Genomic DNA, 21537 nt, shown 5'->3' on the forward strand with positions numbered 1-21537 from the left:
AAAGTGTGGTAGCTCACACTCTGCGAGCGAATGTGTTGGAGCACACACTCATGTCCAGGTCATGGGCACCCCATGGAAGAGACTGGTCGTTCGTCCGAGTTTTTTAGCGGAAAAAGTTTCTTTTTATTAACCGACCGCCTAGTGTCTGCAATGCATGGACAGGCAGCCATGTGATGTAAGTGACAGAGCCGCCGGCGAGGTCTTCCCGCCGCGGCCGCGATGTTGGAGGAACGATCATCAGCTAGGCACCCCGCGGCAGGCTTCCCGCCGGCCGCCGACGACAGCCCATCGGCTGTCGCTCTCGTCCACATGATCTGTCGGGGATCTCGCGCGAGTGCGGCGTCGCGCCCACTGCGCCCATACCGGATCGACCGGTTCACGGAGTACCCAGGTGTCTTCGTGGTGCCCGAAAAAGGTTCGGTCTGCTGTTTTTTCGCGATTCGAGGAGGCTCTGGTGCACGGTACGGAGTTGGGTGGGTTCAGCGCGCGACCGCAGGAAGCGCAGGCGCACACCGCGTCGCCACGCTTCCCGCTGACCCCCGCCCAGCTGGGTGTCTGGTACGCGCAGCTGCTCGACCCCGACGTCCCGATCACCATCGCCCAGTACGTCGACATCACCGGCGAGCTGGATGTCGCAGTGCTGCAGCAGGTCACGGCCGAGGCCGCGCACGCCTACGGCTCGCCGCTGGTGCGCATCGGTGAAGCCGACGGCGTGCCCTACCAGGTCGTCGACCACTCCATCCGCATCCAGGACGAGCTGCCGCTGATCGATCTGCGCCACCACGAGGACCCGGTCGCCGCCGCCCAGGAGTGGATGCGCGCCGAATTCGGCGCCCCGCTCGACCTGCTCGCCGATCGCCTGGTCGGCGGCGCGGTGCTGCGCGTCGGCGAGGACCGCTGGTTCTGGTACCTGCGCGGTCATCACATCGTGCTCGACGGCTACGGCGCCTTCACCAATTCCCAGCGCATCGCCGAGCTGTACTCCGCCCGCGTCCTGGGCACCCCCGCCCGCGAGGTGGTACCCGGTGACCTGGCCGCGCTCGTCGAGGGCGAACAGCGCTACCGCGAGAGCACCCGCTTCGCCAACGACCGCGAACACTGGGCCGAGCGCATCGCGGGCCTGGACAGCCCGACCGGCCTGGACAGCCGCACCGCGCCCCGCGCGGCGATCAACCTGGTCACCGGCGGCCGCCTCTCGGAGAAGCTGGTCGCGCGGCTGGAAACCATTGCCGCCAGCGACGATTCGACCTTCTCGGCGGTCCTGCTCGCCGCCTTCGCCGCCTACCTCGGCCGGTTGACCGACCGCCCCGACGCCGTGCTGAGCCTGCCGGTCACCGCCCGCACCACCGCGGTGATGCGCCGTTCGGCGGGCATGCTGTCCAATATCGTGCCGCTGCGCCTACCCACCGGCGCCGCGGGTTCCGAGACCACCTGGGGTGAGCTGCTGCGCGCGGCCCGCGTGGAGGTCGCCGGTGCCCTGCGGCATCAGCGCTACCGCGCCGAGGACATCCGCCGCGACGCCGAGGACGACGGCCGTCCGGCCCGGCGCGCGCTGTTCGGCCCGCTGGCCAACTTCATGCTCTTCCGCAGCGACCTGACCCTGGGCACCACCACCGGCCGCTACCGGGTGCTGTCCACCGGCCCGATCGAAGACCTCAGCCTCAATGTCTACTACGGCGACCGCGACCGCGTGCACGTCGACTTCGAGGCCAACCCCAACCTCTACGACGCCGACACCCTGGCCCGCCACCACAGCCGATTCCTGCGTTTCCTCGAACGCCTCGCCGCCGCCGACCTGGCCACCCCGCTCGGCGCGATCGAGGTGGCGACCGAGCTGGAACTACAGGTCAGTACCAAGATCTGGAATGCCACCGGCTTCGATGTCGCCACCGCGCTGAGCGAGCGCGCGGTGGCGGCGGCGACGCTGCCCGCGATGTTCGAGGCCCAGGTCGCGCGCACCCCCGACGACATCGCCGTGCGGATGGCCGGTGACGACACCGCCACCCTGACCTACCGCGAACTGGCGCAGCGGGTCCACCGCCTGGCCCGGCACCTGCGCGACCAGGGCATCGGCCCGGAATCGCTGGTGGCACTGAGCATCCGGCGCTCCCCGGAACTGGTGGTCGCCATGTACGCGGTGCTCGCCGCGGGCGCGGCCTACGTGCCGATCGACCCCGATCACCCGGCCGAGCGCATCGCCCACATCCTCGACACCGCCGCCCCCGCCGCCGTGCTCACCACCACCCGTGACGGCGCTCCCGGCGCCGACCCGGCGACGGTGTTGGCCGTGGACGCGCTGGACCTGAGCGGTTACGCCGACACCCCGCTGACCGACGCCGAGCGCACCGCGCCGCTGCGTCCCGGCCATCCGGCCTATGTCATCTTCACCTCCGGGTCGACCGGTCTGCCCAAGGGCGTCGCCGTCGAGCACGCCGCGATCGTCAACCGGCTGGTGTGGATGCAGCACAGCTACCGGCTGCACGGCGTCGACGTGGTACTGCAGAAGACCCCGATGACCTTCGATGTCTCGGTCTGGGAGTTCTTCTGGCCCTTGCAGATCGGTGCCACGCTGCTGCTGGCCGAGCCGGACGGGCACCGCGATCCCGGCTACCTGCGCCGGGTGATCACCGAATACGGTGTCACTGTCGCGCATTTCGTGCCGTCGATGCTCGAAGTCTTCCTGGCCCAGCAGGAGATCGCCGAACGCTCCTCGCTGCGGCTGGTCTTCGCCTCCGGTGAGGCGCTGCCCGCCGCGCCGGCCCAGCGGCTGCGGGTGCTCACCGGCGCGCGGCTGCACAATCTCTACGGTCCCACCGAAGCGGCCGTCGACGTCACCTTCCACGAGGTGAACGACGCCGACCGGGTCACCGTGCCGATCGGCGCGCCGGTGTTCAACACCCGCCTCCATGTTCTCGACTCGCGGCTGCGGCCGGTTCCGGTCGGGGCTCCGGGTGAGCTGTATCTGTCGGGGGTACAGCTCGCCCGGGGTTATGTCGGACGTCCCGAGCTCACCTCTGGACGCTTCGTCGCGAACCCGGCCGAGCCCGGCGCGCGGATGTACCGCACCGGCGACCTGGTCCGCTGGACCACCAACGGTGAACTGGAATACCTGGGCCGCACCGACTTCCAGGTGAAACTGCGCGGCCTGCGCATCGAGCTCGGCGAGATCGAGGCCGTCCTGGAGAGCGCCGAGGCCGTGGCCCGCGCGGTCGTCGTCGTGCGCGACGACGCGGGTGTCGGCGAACAGCTGGTCGCCTACGTGGTGGAGGCCGAACCGGGTGCCGTCGCGGTGGAGGAGCTGCGTGCCGCGGCCCTGCGCGCGCTGCCCGGCTACATGGTGCCCGCCGCGTTCGTCACACTGGCCGCGCTGCCGGTGAACGCCTCGGGCAAGCTGGACCGCAAGGCGCTGCCCGCGCCGGACCGCACCGTCATCGCCTACGCCGCGCCTGTGGGTCCGGTGGAGGAGACGGTGGCCCGGGTGTTCGGCGAGGTACTCGGGCTGGAGCGGGTCGGCCGCGAGGACGACTTCTTCGCCCTCGGCGGCAACAGCCTGGTCGCCACCCAGGTGGCCGCCCGGCTCGGCGCCGACCTCGGCTGCCGGCTCGGTGTGCGCGACCTGTTCGGCGCTCCCACCGTGGCCAGGCTGGCGATCGTCGTCGCCGAACGCGCCGAGGCGGGTGTCTGCGCGCAGCTGCCGGTGCTCACCGCTCGCCCACGGCCCGCGCTGGTTCCGCTGTCGCCTGCCCAGCAACGCATCTGGTTCCTCAACCGGTTCGATTCCGCCGCCCCCGGCTACAACATGCCGTTCGTGGTCCGGTTGCACGGCACCACCGATCTGCCCGCCCTGCTCGCGGCGCTGCGCGCGGTCGTCGACCGGCACGAGGCGCTGCGCACGGTGTTCCCGGCCGTCACCGCCACCGGGGGAGAGGTCGCCGAGCAGGTGGTGCTCGCGCCCGGGGCAGTCACCCTTCCCGAGCCCGTCGAGGTCGCCACCGCCGACTTGGACGCCGAACTCACCCGGTTCGCCACTACCGGCTTCGATCTCGAGAACGAGCCACCCTTCCGCGCTCGCGTCTTCGTCGCCGCCGGAGGCCGTACCGAAGCGATCGCCATCGTCCTGCATCACATTGCCGCAGATGGTGTTTCGCTCCAGGTGCTCGTGCGCGATGTGCTCACCGCCTACCGCGCCGCCGTCGACGGGGTCGAGCCCGCCTGGGCGCCGCTGAGTGTCCAGTACGCGGACTACGCCCTGTGGCAGCGTGAACTGCTCGGCGCCGAATCCGATCCGGAATCGCTGGCCTCGCGCGAAATCGCCTTCTGGGAACAGACTCTCGCCGGTCTGCTTGACCAGCTCGAGCTGCCCGCCGCCCGGCAGCGCCCGGTCGAACCGAGCCTGCGCGGCGCCCGCTCCACCTTCACCATCGACGCCGACCTGCACCGGCAGCTCACCGACCTGGCCCAGCAGGCGGGCGCCTCGCTGTTCATGGTGCTGCACACCGCGCTGGCCGTGCTGCTCGCGCGCCTGTCCGGCAACACCGACATCGCCATCGGCACCGGTGTCGCCGGTCGTGGCGACCGCGCCATCGACGACCTGATCGGCATGTTCGTCAACACCCTGGTGCTGCGCACCGAGATCGACCCCGCCGCGAGCTTCACCGCCGCCCTCGAGCACACCCGCGAAACCGACCTGGCCGCCTTCGCGCACGCCACCGTGCCCTTCGACCGGCTCGTCGACGTGGTCAACCCCGCGCGCAATGCCGCGCGTCATCCGCTGTTCCAGGTGGCGCTGAACTTCCAGGACGTCCTCGACACCGACTTCGAACTCGCCGGTGCGCCGGTGTCGGTGCACGAGATCGAACTCGAGCTCACCAAGTTCGACCTGCAGATCACCCTCGCCGAACGCCGCGGCGACACCGGCGCCCCCGCGGGCATCGAGGCCGAGACCCGCTACGCCACCGACCTTTTCGACGACGCCGACATCCAGGCGCTCAACGGCCGTTTCGTCCGGCTGCTCGCCGCCGCCGTCGCGGCCCCCACCACCCCCGTGGGCGACCTCCCGCTGCTCTCGACCGCCGAGCACACCCAGCTCACCGAGATGGGCGGCGCCCCGGTCACCGCCACCGGTCTGCTGCCCGACCTCCTCGCGGCCGCGGTCGCCACCGCACCCGAGCGCGAGGCCGTCGCCGACGGCGAGCGGCTGCTCACCTACCGCGAACTGGACCGGGCGTCCTCCCGGCTGGCCCGGGTGCTCATCGACGGCGGAATCGGCCCCGACGACATCGTCGCCGTCGGTATCCCGCGCTCGATCGACTCCGTGCTCGCGGTGTGGGCCGTCGCCAAGGCGGGTGCCGCCTGGCTGCCGGTAGACCCCAGCTACCCGCTCGACCGCATCACCCACATGGTCACCGATTCCGGTGCGCGCCTCGGCCTCACCGTCGCGGACTCGCAGTCCGCGTTGCCGGACGCGATCGACTGGCTGGTCCTCGACGAGCTCAAGCTGATGGCCGAATGCGCCGCCCGCTCCGGTGACGCCCTCACCGACGCCGACCGGGTGCGCCCGCTGCGCGCCGAGCACCTCGCCTACGTCATCTACACCTCCGGCTCCACCGGCCTGCCCAAGGGCGTGCTGGTGACCCAGGCCGGCATCGCCGGTTTCGCCGCCGAGGAGACCGAGCGCATGCTCGGCGCCCCCGACGCGCGCGTGCTCCAGGTGGGCTCGCCCTCCTTCGACATCTCGGTGATGGAGTTCCTGCTCGCGGTGGACTCCGCCGCCACCCTCGTGATCGCCCCGCCCGGGCGGCACGTGGGCGCCGAGCTGGAGCAGCTGCTGGCCGAGGAGCACGTCACCCATGCCCTGATGACCCCGTCCGGCCTGGCCGTGCTCGACCCCGAGCGGCTCGACGACCTGCGCATGGTGATGGTCGGTGGCGAGGCGTGCCCGCCCGACCTGGTCGCCCGCTGGACCGACGGTGAGGTGCCGCGCGCCTTCGTCAACGCCTACGGCCCGTCCGAGACGACGGTCGCCACCAATATCAGCGCCCCGCTGACCGCCGATTCCCCGCTGACCCTCGGCCGTCCGCTGCGCGGCATCACCGAATGGGTCCTCGACGACCGGCTGCGGCCGGTCCCCGCCGGGGTCGCGGGTGAGCTGTACGTGGCGGGCGCCCAGCTGGCCCGGGGCTACCGTGGCCGCCCCGCGCTCACCGCGGGCCGCTTCGTCGCCTGCCCGTGGGCGCCCGGCGCGCGCATGTACCGCACCGGCGACCTGGTCCGCTGGACCGCCGAGGGCACCCTGGAATACCTGGGCCGCAACGACGACCAGGTGAAACTGCGCGGTTTCCGCATCGAGCTCGGCGAGATCGAAGCGGCCCTGCTCGCCCAGCCCGCCGTCCGCCGGGCCGTCGCACTCATCCACAACGACCCCCACCGCGGCGACCAACTCGTCGCCTACCTGGTCCCGGACGCGGACACCGACACACGGAGCCCCGCCGAGTCCGAGGCGATCGCGTCGGGCGCGACCGGGCAGCCCAGCCGGGCGGCCCGCCTGGATCTCGATGCCATCGCGGAGGCCCTGCGCGCGAGGCTGGCCGCCCACATGGTGCCCTCGGCGTTCGTGGTCCTCGACGCCCTGCCCCTCACCCCCGGCGGCAAGCTCGATCGCCGCGCCCTGCCCGCGCCGGTCTTCGCCGCCCGCGCCTTCCGCGCCCCGGCCGCGGGCACCGAATCCGTGGTCGCGCGGGTGTTCGGCGAGGTGCTCGGCGTCGAACGCGTCGGCGCCGACGACGACTTCTTCGCCCTCGGCGGCAACTCCCTGGTCGCCACCCAGGTGGCCGCCCGGCTCGGTGCGGCCCTCGGGGTGTCCGTGCCGCTGAAGACGCTGTTCGAGTCCTCGACGGTGACCGCGCTGGCCGCCCGGGCGGGCACCGCCGAGACCGCCGCGGCCCGCCCGCCGCTGGTGGCAGCCGAACGGCCGCAGCGCATTCCGCTGTCCTACGCCCAGCAGCGCATGTGGTTCCTCAACCAGTTCGACACCGACTCGGTCGCCGACAACATCGCCGCCGCCATCCGCCTCACCGGCGCCCTCGACCACGCCGCCCTGACCGCCGCCGTGGCCGCCGTGTTCGCCCGGCACGAGGCCCTGCGCACCCGCTACCCGTCGGTCGACGGCATCCCGTTCCAGCAGATCGAGCCAGCCGCCGAGCTGCCCCTCACCCCGGAAGCCGTCGACTTCGCCGGACTCGACGACCGCATCCGCGCCCTGGCCGCGGTGCCCTTCGCCGTCGCCGACGAGCCCCCGGTCCGCCTGCACCTGCTGCGCACCGACATCACCGAGCACGTTCTCGTGCTGGTGCTGCACCACATCGCCGCCGACGGCTGGTCGGTCGCCCCGCTCACCCGCGACCTGATGCTCGCCTACGCCGCCCACCAGGCCGGCGCCGCGCCGCAGTGGACCCCGCTGCCGGTGCAGTACGCCGATTTCGCGCTCTGGCAGCGCGAAGCCCTCGGCGCCGAGGACGACCCGGACTCGCCCCTGGCCGAGCAGATCCGCTTCTGGACCACCGAGCTCGCCGACCAGCCCGACCTGCTGGCCCTGCCCACCGACCGCCCGCGGCCCGCCGTCGCCTCCGGTCGCGGCGCCCGCCACCACTTCCGCGTCCCCCCGCTCCTGGGTGAGCGGCTGCGCGCGCTGGCCACCGACGCGCAGGCTTCGCTGTTCATGGTGCTGCACGCGGCTTTCGCCACCACCCTGGCGAAACTGTCCGGCCAGCAGGACATCTCGATCGGCACCCCCGTCGCCGGACGTGGTGACCAGGCCCTCGACGAGCTGGTCGGCATGTTCGTCAACACGCTGGTGCTGCGCGCGCCGGTCGACCCCGCCGCCACCTTCGCCGAGCTGCTCGACACCGTGCGCGAGCGCGACCTGCGCGCCCTGGCCAACACCGAGGTCACCTTCGACCGCCTGGTCGAAGCCCTCGCGCCCACCCGCTCCACCGCGCGGCACCCGCTGTTCCAGGTGATGCTGGACTTCCAGAACACCGCCGTCACCGAACTCGAGCTGGCCGGGCTGACCGCCACCGAACTCGAGATCGACACCCACACCGCCAAATTCGATCTCCACCTGACGCTGAGCACCGCAGGCGACGCGCTCTACGGCCGCATCGAGTACGCCACCGACCTGTTCGACGCGCAGACCATCACAGATTTCAGCACCCGCCTGCTGCGGGTACTGGAGACGGTGAGCGCCGATCCCAACGTCGTGATCGGCGACATCGACCTGCTCGGCCACGCCGAGCGCACCCGCATCCTCGACACCTGGAACGCCACCGCCTACCCGGCCGACGAGCGGATGACCCTGGTCTCGCTGTTCGCCGCCCAGGCCGCGCGCACCCCGCACGCCGTCGCGCTCACCGCCGAGGGCGCATCGCTCACCTACGGTGAACTCGCCGCACGCGTGAATCGCCTTGCCCGCCTGCTGCTCTCGATGGGTGTGGGCCCCGGCCGCACCGTCGCGCTCGGGCTGCGCCGTTCGGTCGAGCTCGTCGTCGCCATGTACGCGGTGCAGGCCGCGGGTGGTGCCTACGTCCCGCTGGACCCCGAGCACCCCGCCGACCGCATCGCCCACGTCCTCGACGCGGCCCGCCCGGTCTGCGTGCTCACCCGGGCCGCGGACGAACTCGACCTCACCGCAAGCGATTCCGTCCCCGTGGTCGACCTCACCGACCTCGACACCGCCGCCTGGTCGCCCGCCCCGATCACCGACGCCGAGCGCCCGGCCGCGCTGCGCCGCGACCACGCCGCCTACCTGATCTTCACCTCCGGCTCCACCGGCAGGCCCAAGGGCGTGGTGGTGACGCACGCGGCCATCGTCAACCGCCTGGTGTGGATGCAGGACGCCTACCGCCTCACCGCCGCCGACACCGTGCTGCAGAAGACCCCGGCCACCTTCGACGTCTCGGTCTGGGAGTTCTTCTGGCCCTTGCAGACCGGTGCCCGCCTCGTCCTCGCCGCCCCGGACGGTCACCGCGACCCGGCCTACCTGGCCGACCTGATCGATGCCGAATCGGTCACCGTCGCGCACTTCGTCCCGTCGATGCTGGCGATGTTCACCGGTGCGCTCGCGGGCACCCGCCGCTGCACCACGCTGCGCTCGGTGTTCGCCTCCGGTGAGGCGCTGCCGCCCGCCCCGGCCCGGCAGTTGCGCGCGCTCACCGGGACAGCTGTGCACAACCTGTACGGCCCCACCGAAGCCGCCGTCGACGTCACCTTCCACGAGGTCACCGACGCCGACACCGTCACCGTCCCCATCGGCGCCCCCGTCCACAACACCCAGGTCTACGTCCTGGACAACCGCCTGCGCCCCGTCCCCGCCGGAGTCCCCGGCGAGCTGTACCTGGCGGGCGCCCAGCTCGCCCGCGGCTACGCCGGACGCGTCGACCTGACCGCCGACCGCTTCGTCGCCAACCCGTTCACCCCCGGCGAGCGCATGTACCGCACCGGCGACCTGGCCGCTTGGACCGCGCACGGCGAGCTGGAGTACTTGGGCCGCACCGACTTCCAGGTGAAGCTGCGCGGTCTGCGCATCGAACTCGGCGAGATCGAAGCCGCCCTGGCCGCGCGTCCCGGGATCGCGCAGGCCGCTGTCCTCGTCCGGGACGACACCCTGGTGGCCTATCTCGTCGGCACCGGCTTCGACCTCGACGCGGTCCGCACCGCGCTCGCCCGCACCCTGCCCGCCTACATGGTCCCGGCGGCCTTCGTCGAACTCGACGAGTTCCCGCTCAACACCTCCGGCAAGCTCGACCGCAACGCCCTGCCCGACCCGATGTTCGAGGCGGCGGTGTTCCGCGCGCCGGTCACCGAGACCGAACGGATCGTGGCGGGCACCTTCGCGGCGGTGCTCGGTTTCCCGGCCGACCGGGAAGTCGGCCTCGACGACGACTTCTTCGCGCTGGGCGGCAACTCGCTCAACGCCACCCAGGTCGCGGCCCGCCTCGGTGCCGCCCTCGACACCCAGATCCCGGTCCGGCTGCTCTTCGACGCCCCGACCGTCGCCGACCTGGCCCAGCGCTGCGCACCGCTGCGCGGCACCGGCGGCCGCCCGGCGCTGACCGCGCGCGAACGGCCGCAGACCATTCCGCTGTCGGCGGCCCAGCGGCGCATGTGGTTCCTCAACCGCTACCTCGCCGACGCCGAGGGCCCCGGCGACGCGGTCGACAACATCCCGGTGGCCCTGCGCCTCACCGGCGAGCTCGACCTCGCCGCGCTGGAAGCCGCCCTGGCCGAGGTGATCGCCCGGCACGAGACCCTGCGCACCAGCTACCCGGAGGGCCCCGACGGCGCCGAACAGCGCATCGCCGAACCCGCGGCCGTCACCCTGCGCGCCGAGCGGATCGGCGAGGCCGAGCTCACCGCCCGCCTGCTCGCCCGCGCGGCCGTCCGCTTCGACCTCACCACCGAAATCCCGTTCCGCGCGGATCTTTTCGCGGTCGGCGACGACCACGTGCTGGTCCTGGTGATCCACCACATCGCCGCCGACGGTTTCTCCCTCGGCCCGCTGGCCGCCGACCTGATGACCGCCTACGCGGCGCACCGCACCGGCACCGCCCCCGCCTGGGCGCCGCTGCCGATCCAGTACGCCGACTACGCCCTCTGGCAGGACGAGAACCTCGGCGACCCCACCGACCCGGCGTCGGCGGCCCACGCCCAGCTCGCCTTCTGGCGGCGCGGTCTGGCCGGTCTGCCCGAACAGCTGAACCTGCCGACCGATCGTCCCCGCCCGGCCGAGTCCAGCTTCCGTGGTGGCGTGCACCGCTTCCAGATCGACTCCGACCTGCACAGCGAACTGCGCGAACTGGCCCGCAAACACGAGGCCACCCTGTTCAGCACCGTGCACGCGGCCCTGGCCGTGCTGCTGGCCCGCCTGTCCGGCGGCAGCGACATCGCCATCGGCACCCCGGTCGCCGGGCGCGGCGAGGCCGCCCTGGACGGGCTGATCGGCATGTTCGTCAACACGCTGGTGCTGCGCACCCAGATCGACCCCCGCGTCGAGTTCGAGTCCGCGCTCGACGCGGTCCGCGCCGGTGACCTGGACGCCCTCTCGCACGCCGAGGTCCCGTTCGAGCAGGTCGTCGACGCCGTCGACCCGGCCCGCGCCCGCAACCGTCACCCGCTGTTCCAGGTGGCCCTGGTCCTGCAGAACTTCACCGTCCCGGCGCTGAGCGCGGCCGGGCTCACGGTCACCCCGCTCGACCTCGACGCCGCGGTCGCCAAGTTCGACCTGCAGTTCACCCTGCGCGAATCCGACGACGTCGACGGCCGCGCCGACGGCATGGCCATCGAGATCGCCTACGCCACCGACCTCTACGACGCGAGCAGCGTCGCGGTGCTGGCCCGCCGCTTCACCCAGGTGCTGGCCGCCGTCGTTGCCGACCCGACCGTGGTGGTCGGTGACATCCAGCTCCTCAGCGCCGAGGAACAGCAGCGCACCCTGCACGACTGGGCCGTCACCGGCACCTCGGTGGCCGACCCGGCGCAGACCATGGTGGACCGGTTCGCCCGTGCCGCCGCCCGTGATCCGCGGGCCGTCGCGGTGAAGGCGGGCGAGAACTCGCTCACCTACGCCGAACTCGACGCCTGGTCCAACCGGCTGGCCCGCCGCCTCGTCGGCGCCGGCGTCGGCCCGGAAACCCTGGTGGCCGTGGCTCTTCCGCGCTCGGTCGAACTGGCCGTTGCCCTGCTGGCGGTGCTGAAGGCAGGCGGCGGCTACCTGCCGATCGACCCCAACTACCCGGCCGACCGCATCGAATACGTCCTCGACGACGCCCGCCCGCTGTGCGCCGTCGCCACCGCGGACACCGGCCTGGCCCGCGACTGGTTCGGCGGCCCGGTCATCGACCCGGCCGCGGCCGGACTCACCGATTTCGCACCGACCCCGCTCACCGACGCCGACCGGCGCACCCCGCTGACCCCGGCGAACACGGCCTACGTCATCTACACCTCCGGCTCCACCGGCCGCCCCAAGGGCGTGGTGATCCCGCACGCCGATGTCATCGCCCTGCTCGACAACACCGCCGAGCGTTTCGGCTTCGGCCCCGCCGACGTGTGGACGATGTTCCACTCCTACGCCTTCGACTTCTCGGTGTGGGAGCTGTGGGGCGCGCTGCTGCACGGCGGCTCGGTGGTGCTGGTCGACTACTTCACCTCACGCTCACCCGAACAGTTCCGCGAGCTGCTGCTCACCGAGCGCGTCACCGTGCTCAACCAGACCCCGTCGGCGTTCTACCAGCTCATCGCCGCCGACCTGGCGACCACGCCCGGCGACTACGCCCTGCGCACGGTGATCTTCGGCGGCGAGGCGCTCGAGCCGCAGCGCCTCGACGGCTGGTTCGCCCGCTATCCGGCCTCGCCGCGCCTGGTGAACATGTACGGCATCACCGAGACCACGGTGCACGTCTCCTACCGCGAGATCACCCCGGATACCGGTTCGGCCAGCGTGATCGGCGGTGCCATCGCGGGACTGGCCGTGCGCGTGCTGGATTCGCGGCTGCGCCCCGTCCCGGTCGGCGTGCCCGGCGAAATCTATGTCTCCGGTGGGCAATTGGCGCGCGGCTACCTGGCCCGCCCCGGCCTCACCGCGAGCCGGTTCGTCGCCGACCCGTACGGTGCCCCCGGCACCGTGGCCTACCGCTCCGGCGACCTGGCCCGCTGGACCGCTGTGTTCGATGGCGATACTCCCGAGGGCCCTGCGTGGTCACGCTCCGCTAGCGTGTCCCAGCCCGCCGGTCGCATCGCGCGCGCCGATCTGGAATACCTGGGCCGCGCCGACCAGCAGGTCAACCTGCGCGGCTTCCGCATCGAGCTCGGTGAGATCGAAGCGGCGCTGCTGCGCAGCTCGGCGGCCCCGCGCGAGGTCGCGGTGCTGGTCCGCACCGACCTGGTCGACGAACCCCGTCTGGTCGCCTACCTGGTCGCGGGCCCCGACAGCCCGCGCCCCGACGCCGCCGCCCTGCGACAGGAGCTCGCGCAGACCCTGCCCGAGCACATGCTGCCCGCCGCGGTCGTGGCCGTGGACCACATCCCGCTGACCGTCAACGGCAAGCTCGACCGGGCCGCGCTGCCCGCGCCGGTCTTCGAGACCACCGTCTACCGCAAGCCCGCCACCGTCAGCGAGGAGATCGTCGCCGCGGTCTACGCCGAGGTGCTCGGCAGCGACCGGCCCATCGGCGCCGACGACGACTTCTTCGCCCTCGGCGGCAGCTCGCTGCTCGCGGCCAAGGCCGTCGCCCGCATCGGAGCCGCGCTGGACCGCCGCGTCGGTGTGCGCACGCTGTTCGAGGCGCCGCGGGTGGCCGAGCTGGCCGCCGCCGCGGACGCGCAGGGCAGGCTCGACCGTCCCGCCCTGGTCGGCCGTGCCCGCCCCGACCTGCTCCCGCTCTCGCCCGCCCAGCAGCGCATGTGGTTCCTCAACCGCTTCGATCGCGCGTCGGTGGCCTACAACATCCCCTTCGCGCTGCGGCTGACCGGTGACCTCGACATCGAGGCGCTGCGGGCCGCACTGGCCGATCTGGTCGCCCGCCACGAGTCGCTGCGCACCGTATACCCCGAGGTCGACGGCGAACCGGTGCAGTCGATCGTGCCTGCGGCGCAAGCGGTTCCGGCGCTCGACCCGGTGATCGTCACCGAGGCCGAACTGCCCGCGTCCATCCGCGCGCTGGCCGAGACCACCTTCGACGTCACCACCGAGATCCCGGTGCGGCTGCGCCTGTTCCAGGTCACCGGCACCGACTACGTGCTCGCCGCCGTGCTGCACCACATCGCCGCCGACGGCTCCTCCATCGCGCCGTTCGTCGCCGACCTGATGCGCGCCTACACCGCCCGCCTGGCCGACACCGCCCCCGGCTGGGCTCCGCCCGCCGTGCAGTTCGCCGACTACGCGCTGTGGCAGCGTGAACTGCTCGGCGACGAGAGCGACCCGGAATCGGTGGCAGCCCAGCAGGTTTCCTACTGGACCCACCAGCTCGCCGGTCTGCCCGACCAGCTGGCCCTGCCCACCGACCGCCCGCGTCCGGCCCGCCAGAGCCTGCGCGGTGACGCGGTGCGCTTCACCGTCGACGCCGACCTGCACGCCGCGCTCCTCGCGCTCGGGCGCGGCGCGGGCGCCACCCTGTTCATGGTCGTGCACGCCGCCTTCGCCGCCCTGCTGGCCCGCCTCTCCGGCACCGCCGACATCGCCGTCGGCACCCCGAACGCGGGCCGTGGCGAAGCCGAACTCGATGATGTCATCGGCATGTTCGTCAACACCCTGGTGCTGCGCACCGCGGTCGCGGCCGACGCGCCGTTCACCGAGCTGCTCACCACCGCCCGCACCGCCGACATCGCGGCTTTCTCGCACGCCGAGGTCCCCTTTGAACGCCTCGTCGAGGTGCTCAACCCCGCCCGCTCGACCGCACGGCACCCGCTGTTCCAGGTCGGCTACTCGTTCCAGAACCACGACCGCGCCCAGCTCGAGCTGCCGGGACTGACCGTCGCCCCGATCGAATTCGACTCCGGCGTAGCCCAATTCGACCTGCACCTGTTCGCCCTGGACAACTACACCGCCGACGGCACCCCCGCGGGCATCGACCTGGCCCTCGGCTACGCGAGCGACCTGTTCGACCCCGCCACCGCCGAACGCTTCGCCACCGGGCTGCGCCGGGTGCTCGAATCTGTCACCGCCGCACCGGATACCGCCGTCGGTGACCTGGATCTGCTGGGTGCCGACCGCGCCCTGCTGCTCGACACCTTCAACGCCACCGCCCACCCGCTCGCCCCGGCGACTCTCGCCGACCTGGGCATCCGCCAGGCCGCGCTGACCCCGCACGCCCTCGCCCTGGTCGACGCCGACACCGGCGACACGCTCGACTACGCCGCCTTCGAAGCCCGCGTCAACCGCATCGCCCGGCTGCTGATCGCCGAGGGCGTCGGCCCGGAACGCACCGTGGTGCTGGCCATGCGGCGCGGTCCGGACCTGGTGATCGCCATGCACGCGGTGGTGCGGGCCGGCGGCGCGTACGTGCCGATCGACCCCGATCATCCGGCCGAGCGCATCGCCTACATCGTGGCCACCGCGGCCCCGCTGTGCGTGCTCACCACCGCCGCCGACGGTGTGCCGATCCCCGTCGACGTGCCGGTCTTCGAACTGGATCACCGCGTGCTCGGCGAGCTGTCGGACCAGCCGGTGACCGATGCCGAACGGCTGTCCCCGCTGCGGCCCGAGCATCCGGCCTACGTGATCTTCACCTCGGGCTCGACCGGCCTGCCCAAGGGTGTCACCGTGCCGCACGCGGCGATCGTCAACCAGCTGGCCTGGCTGCACGACCGCTTCACCATGACCGGCACCGACCGCGTCCTGCTGAAGACCCCCGCCACCTTCGACCTCTCGGTCTGGGAGTTCTGGTCCCCGCTCACCTCCGGCGGTGCGCTCGTCGTCACCCGCCCCGGCGACGAACGCGACCCGGATCGGCTGCGCGCCACCATGACCCGGCACGGCGTCACCGTCCTGCACGCGGTGCCCTCGCTGGTCGGCATGCTGCTGGCCGCCGAAACCACACCCGCGCTGCCGGATTCGCTGCGCGCGGTGCTGGCCATCGGCGAGGCCCTGCCCGCCGCGCTGGCCGGACAGTTCCTGGCCAGCGGCACCCACGCCCGGCTGCACAACCTCTACGGCCCGACCGAGGCCGCCGTCTCGATCACCGAACACGAAGTGGCGCAGTCTCCTACGCACGTGGTGCCGATCGGTGGTCCCGCGTGGAACAGCGCGCTCTACGTGCTCGACGCGCGACTGCGCCCGGTGCCGGTCGGCGTCGCCGGCGAGCTGTACCTCGCCGGTGCCCAGCTGGCTCGCGGCTACCACGGCCGCCACGCCCTGACTGCCGACCGCTTCGTCGCCGACCCCTTCGCCCGGCCCGCCCTCGCGGGGTCCACCCCGTCGGGTGCCGGCACGGTGGGTTCCCCTGATCCGGTGCGCGCGGTCGGGGCACCGGCCGACTCGTCGCTGGGAGCAGGTGCCGAGACCGGACACACCGCCACCGCCGGTGTGGCGTCGGCGCCCGGCGCCCGGATGTACCGCACCGGCGATATCGTCCGGTGGCGGGCCGACGGCACTCTCGAATACCTCGAGCGCGCCGACTTCCAGGTGAAGATCGGCGGCTTCCGGATCGAGCTCGGCGAGGTCGAGACCGCCCTGCTGCGCTGCGCCGGGGTCCGCGCCGCCGTCGCGATCGCCAAGACCGACGAGCGCGCCGGTGCCCGGCTCATCGCCTATGCCGCCGTCGCCGACCTCGTCCCCGGCGACGAACAGACCGTCGCGGCCCGCCTGCGCGGCGAACTCGCCACCGAGCTGCCCGCCTACATGGTGCCCGCCGCGCTGGTGGTCCTCGACGCGCTGCCGCTCAATGTCAACGGCAAGGTCGACCGTGCCCGGCTCCCCGAGCCCGAGTTCGCCGAAGCCGCCTACCGCGCCCCGGTGACGGCGCTCGAACAGCTGGTCGCGCAGACCTTCGCCGAGGTGATCGGCTGCTCCGGCGCCGGTCTGGACGACGACTTCTTCGCCCTAGGCGGCAATTCGCTCATGGCCACCCGCCTCGCGGCCCGCCTCGGTGCCGCACTCGACGCCCAGGTCCCGGTGGCCGCGGTCTTCGACGCCCCGACCGTCGCCGCCCTGGCCGCCCGCCTGGCCGAGGCCGACCGCGCCGGCGCCCGCCCGCCGCTGACCCGGCGCACCGGCACCGGCCCCGCTGTCCTCTCACCCGCCCAGCAGCGCATGTGGGTGCTGCACCAGCTCGCCCCGCAGTCGGCGGCCTACCACATCCCCGCCGCCCTGCGCCTGACCGGCGACCTCGACCTGCCCGCCCTGCGCGCCGCCATCGCGGACCTGCTGGCCCGCCACGACACCCTGCGCACCCGCTACCCGGACACCGAATCGGGTCCGGTCCAGCAGGTGATGCCCGCCTGGTCCGGTGCCGTCGACCTGACCCCCATCCCGGTCGCGCCGGACGACATCGATACCCGCGTCACCGCCCTGGTGGCCCAGCCCTTCGACATCACCGCGGCGCCCCCGGTCCGGGTGGCCCTCTACGAACTCGAGCCGGCGCGCCGAGACCCCACACCCGCGCGCGAGTACGTCCTGGTGATGGTGGTGCACCACATCAGCGCCGACGGCTACTCCATCGCCCCGCTCACCCGAGATCTGGTGCGCGCCTACGTCGACCGCAGCGAAGGCCGCGATCCCGGCTGGGCCCCGCTCGACATCCAGTACAGCGATTTCAGCGTCTGGCAGCGCGAGCTGCTCGGCACCGACACCGATCCCGCCAGCGTGCTCTCCCAGCAGCTCGCCTACTGGACCCGCGAACTGTCCGGCGCACCCGAACTGCTCGCCCTGCCCACCGACCGGCCGCGCGCCACCCACCGCGAGATGCACGGTGCCGCTGTCGAATTCGAGGTCGACGCCACGCTCACCCGGCGCCTCGACGCGGTGGCCAGGGCCAACGGCACCACCCTGTTCACCGTCGTGCACAGCGCGCTGGCCGTGCTGCTGGCCAAGCAGTCCGGCAGCGTCGACATCACCATCGGCGCCCCGGTCGCCGGACGCGGTGCCCGCGAACTCGACGACCTGGTCGGCATGTTCGTCAACACCGTCGCCCTGCGCACCGAGGTCGACTCCCGCGCCCCGTTCACCGAGCTGCTCGCCCAGGCCAAGCGCCGCGACCTCGCGGCCCTCTCCCACGCCGACGTCCCGTTCGAGCAGGTCGTCGACGCCCTTGGCCGCACCCGATCCGGCGCCTACACCCCGCTGTTCCAGGTGATGCTCACCTTCCAGAACATGCCCCCCGGCAGCATCGAACTACCCGGCCTCCAGGTGCGGACCCTGGACCCCGGCCTGGGCGAAGCCAAGTTCGACCTGCACCTGACCGCGCTGCAGCGCTATGACGCCGCCGGCGAGCTCGACGGCCTCGACCTGCACTTCGGGTACGCCACCGACCTCTTCGACGCGTCCACCATCCGCACCTTGGCCGACCGGTTCCGCAAGGTTCTCGACGCCGTCGCGGCCGATCCGGCCGTGGTGGTCCGGGCCATCGACGTACGCACCGAGGCGGAGCTCGCCCCGCGTCCGCGTACCTACACCGTCGCCGATCTGCCGGGCCTGGTCGGCTCGGCGGCCCGGCTCGCGCCGGCGACCGTGGCATTCGCCCACGGCGAGCACGCCATCTCGTTCGGTGCACTCGACGCCAAGCTCACTGCCGTGAGCCGGGCCATGGGTGCGGCGATGAAACCCGAAGCGCTGGTGAACGTCGCGCTGGCCGGGCTGGTGCCCGGTGTGCTCGCCGCTCTCGGTGCCTCCGGCCTGACCTCCACCCTGCAAACACTGGTGACCGATGCCGCCGCGGTGATCGCCGGGTCGGGGTCGGCCGACGACTCGGAAGGACAACTCTGATGTCGCACACGGATTCGGTCACGGCCGCTGTCTCGCTCGACGCGCTGCTGCGCGACCCGGCGCGAGAACGGCGACGTGACCCGGCGACCCTGCTCGCCGCCTTCACCACCCAGGCCATCCAGTATCCCGACGCCGTCGCGGTGCGTGACGGCGCGGTCGAGCTCAGCTACGGCGAGCTCGCCGAGCGGGTCGACGCACTGGCCGCCGTCCTGGCCGACCACGGTGTCGGCCCGGAAACCACCGTCGCGGTGTCGCTGCCGCGCTCGATCGAACTGGTCGTCGCCGTGCACGCGGTGATCACCGCGGGCGGCGCGTTCGTCCTGCTCGACCCGCAGACCCCCGCCGCCCGGCAACAGCGCACGATCGACCTCGCCACCCCGGTCCTGCTGCTCGCCACCCCCGGCGCACCGCACCCGGACGGTGTCGCGGTGCTGGGCACCGACGCCGCCGACGTGCCACCCGCCGACCTGCCCGGGCCGAGCGCCGACAACCGCGCCTACCTGGTGGTCGACGTCGAGGCCGCCTCCGCCGTCGTCATCGGACACCGTGCGGCCCAGGCCAATTCGGTCTGGCGGCAGCGACTCTGCGGTATCGGCCCCGACGACTCGGTGCTCTGGCACGCGCCACTCACCGGTCAGTCCGCGGTGGGGGAGATGCTGCTGGCCCTGCAGACCGGCGCTACCCTCGTCGTCCCGACCAGTCCCGTGCTGGCCAAGGCGATCGCCGAAACCCGCGTCACCACAGCATGTTTCGACCCGTCGGAGCTGGCCGCGCTGGCCGCCCTGCCCGACGCGGAGGAGCGCCTCGACTCGCTGCGCGTCGTCCTCGGCTGCGGCACCCTGCCCGCCAAGACCGCGGCCGCGCTGCGCTTCGTCAGCGGCGCGACGCTGTGGCACGTCTACGGCAGGCCCGAGACCGCGGGTGAGGTCCTCGCCCACGAGGTGACCGGCGCCGACCTCGAAGTGGTCCCGATCGGCACGGCCGCCGACGACGTGGAACTGCTGATCCTCGACGAACACCTGTGCCCGGTCGCCGACGGCGAAGTGGGCGAACTCTATGTCTCCGGTGTGCAATTGGCGCGCGGCTACCTCGGCAGGCAGGCCACCGCGGCCACCTTCCTGGCCAACCCCATCGGCCCCGTCGACGACCGCATGTTCGCCACCGGCGACCTGGTGCGCCGCAGGCCGCCGGTCGACGGCTGGACAGCCGAACTCGAGTTCGTCGGCCGGGTCGACGATCGCACCGACCCCTACGCGACCGTGCCCCGTCAGGGCGGACTCCCCGGCGAGCTGCTGCTCGACGAGTTCGAAGCCCAAGCCGCCGCAACACCTTTCGACCCCGCCGTCGTGCACACCGCGGGCGAGCACGCCACCGCGATCATCACCTACGGTGACCTGGACCGGCGCACCAACCAGCTCGCCCGCCACCTCATGGCGCTCGGCATCGGTCCGGAATCCGCTGTGCTCGTCGATGTTCCGCGCTCGATCGAGCTGATGGTGGCCATGTACGCGGTCCTCAAGGCTGGCGGCGCGGTCGTCCCGGTGGTGTCCGGGGTGCTGCCGCCGGTCGCCGACCCCGCGCTCGTATTGACCATCACCACCCGCGAACAGGTTGTGGTGTACGACATTCCGGCCGTGTGCGTGGACGGGGTCCGCTTATCGGACTACTCCGACGAGCCGATCACCCGCGCCGACCGCCGGGCGCCGGTGCTGTCGGAGCATCCCGCCTTCGTGCTGTTCCCGCCGGGCGCCACCCAGGGCACCACCGTCAGCCATGCCGCCGCGGTGCACCGGGTCACCGCCATGCAGGGCCGCCACAGTTTCACCGGCCGCGACGTCTACCTGCACCAGGCCGCGGGCGAGGTCACCGAATGGCACGGCTACCTGCTGCCACTGCGCGTCGGAGCCACGGTCGTGCTCACCGAACCGCCCGATCCGGGCCGGTTAACCGAGCTGGTCGCCGCCTACGGCATCACCGCCGCCGACTTCACCCCGCAGCGGCTGGCCGCGTTCACCGACCACGTCCACCGCCACGACCTGCGTGGTCGGGTCACCTCGCTGCGCAGCGTGGTCGTGCTCGGGGCGCCGCTGTCCACGGCCGACGTCCGGGCCTTCGCCACCGTCAGCGCCGCCCGCCTGCACCACGACTACGGCCGCGCCGAGGCGACCGTCACCCTCACCTATCCCGCTGTGCCACTGGCGGATTCGGCCGAACCACCCGCCGTGCGCGTGCGCGAATGGAACCGCCGCGTCTACGTGCTCGGCGACGATCTGCGCCCGACCGACCCCGGCGTTCCCGGCGAACTGTATCTGGCGGGCACCCAGCTGGCCCGCGGCTATCTCGACCACCCGATCCCCACCTCGGGCCGCTTCGTCGCCAACCCGTTCGGCATCCCCGGCGACCGCATGTTCCGCACCGGCGAACTCGCGCGCTGGGAGGTCGACGGCACCACCGCCGCCCTGGTCCGCCTCGGTGACCTGATGCGACCCGCGCTGCCCGTGGGCGTCGTCCGCTCCGCGAGCATGCGGGCGCGGATCGGCGCCGGCATCGGTGCCCGGGTCGCGGAGCTGGCCCGCCGCCACGCCGTCCCGCCCTTCGCGGTGGTCCGCGCCGCGATGACGGTCCTGCTCGCCTGGCAGGCGGGCACCGCCGTGGCAGGCGCCACCACGCTGTCCGAAATCCTCTGTGCCGAACCCGATCCGGTGATCGCCTCGACCACCGCGGCCACCAGCGAATCCTGCGCCGACGAGGGCCCGCACGGCCCCGTCACCCTCAGCTACCTCGACTCCGGCAGCTTCCCCGTCCCCGCCCTGGAACTCACCCCGCTGCGCTTCGACGGCCCCGCCGTCGCCGACGGCGTGCACTTCATCGTCTCGGCCCACCCCGACCCCGACGGCCACCTGGGCCTCGAGCTCGAATACCGCACCGACCGCGTCGACGACCACACCGCCGCCACCCTCCTGCGCCGCTTCTCCCGCACCCTCGGCCTGCTCACCGCCGCCCCCGACACCCCCAGCCACACCCTCGACCTGCGCACCCCCGCAGAACGCACCCAGTGACCCCCA

General features: G+C 72.6%; 2 protein-coding genes. Both read left to right on the top strand.

Annotated features, from left to right (window positions below):
* Positions 1–454: 454 nt before the first annotated feature.
* Complete coding sequence (locus tag ACWEMY_RS05670) at positions 455–18472, top strand: non-ribosomal peptide synthase/polyketide synthase (RefSeq protein ID WP_452389024.1); 18018 nt, start codon at positions 455–457, stop codon at positions 18470–18472.
* Complete coding sequence (locus ACWEMY_RS05675; RefSeq protein ID WP_452389025.1) at positions 18472–21531, top strand: AMP-binding protein; 3060 nt, start codon at positions 18472–18474, stop codon at positions 21529–21531. The genes ACWEMY_RS05670 and ACWEMY_RS05675 overlap by 1 nt, the downstream gene beginning before the upstream one ends.
* Positions 21532–21537: the final 6 nt, after the last annotated feature.

The organism is Nocardia sp. NPDC004415 (assembly GCF_053602435.1).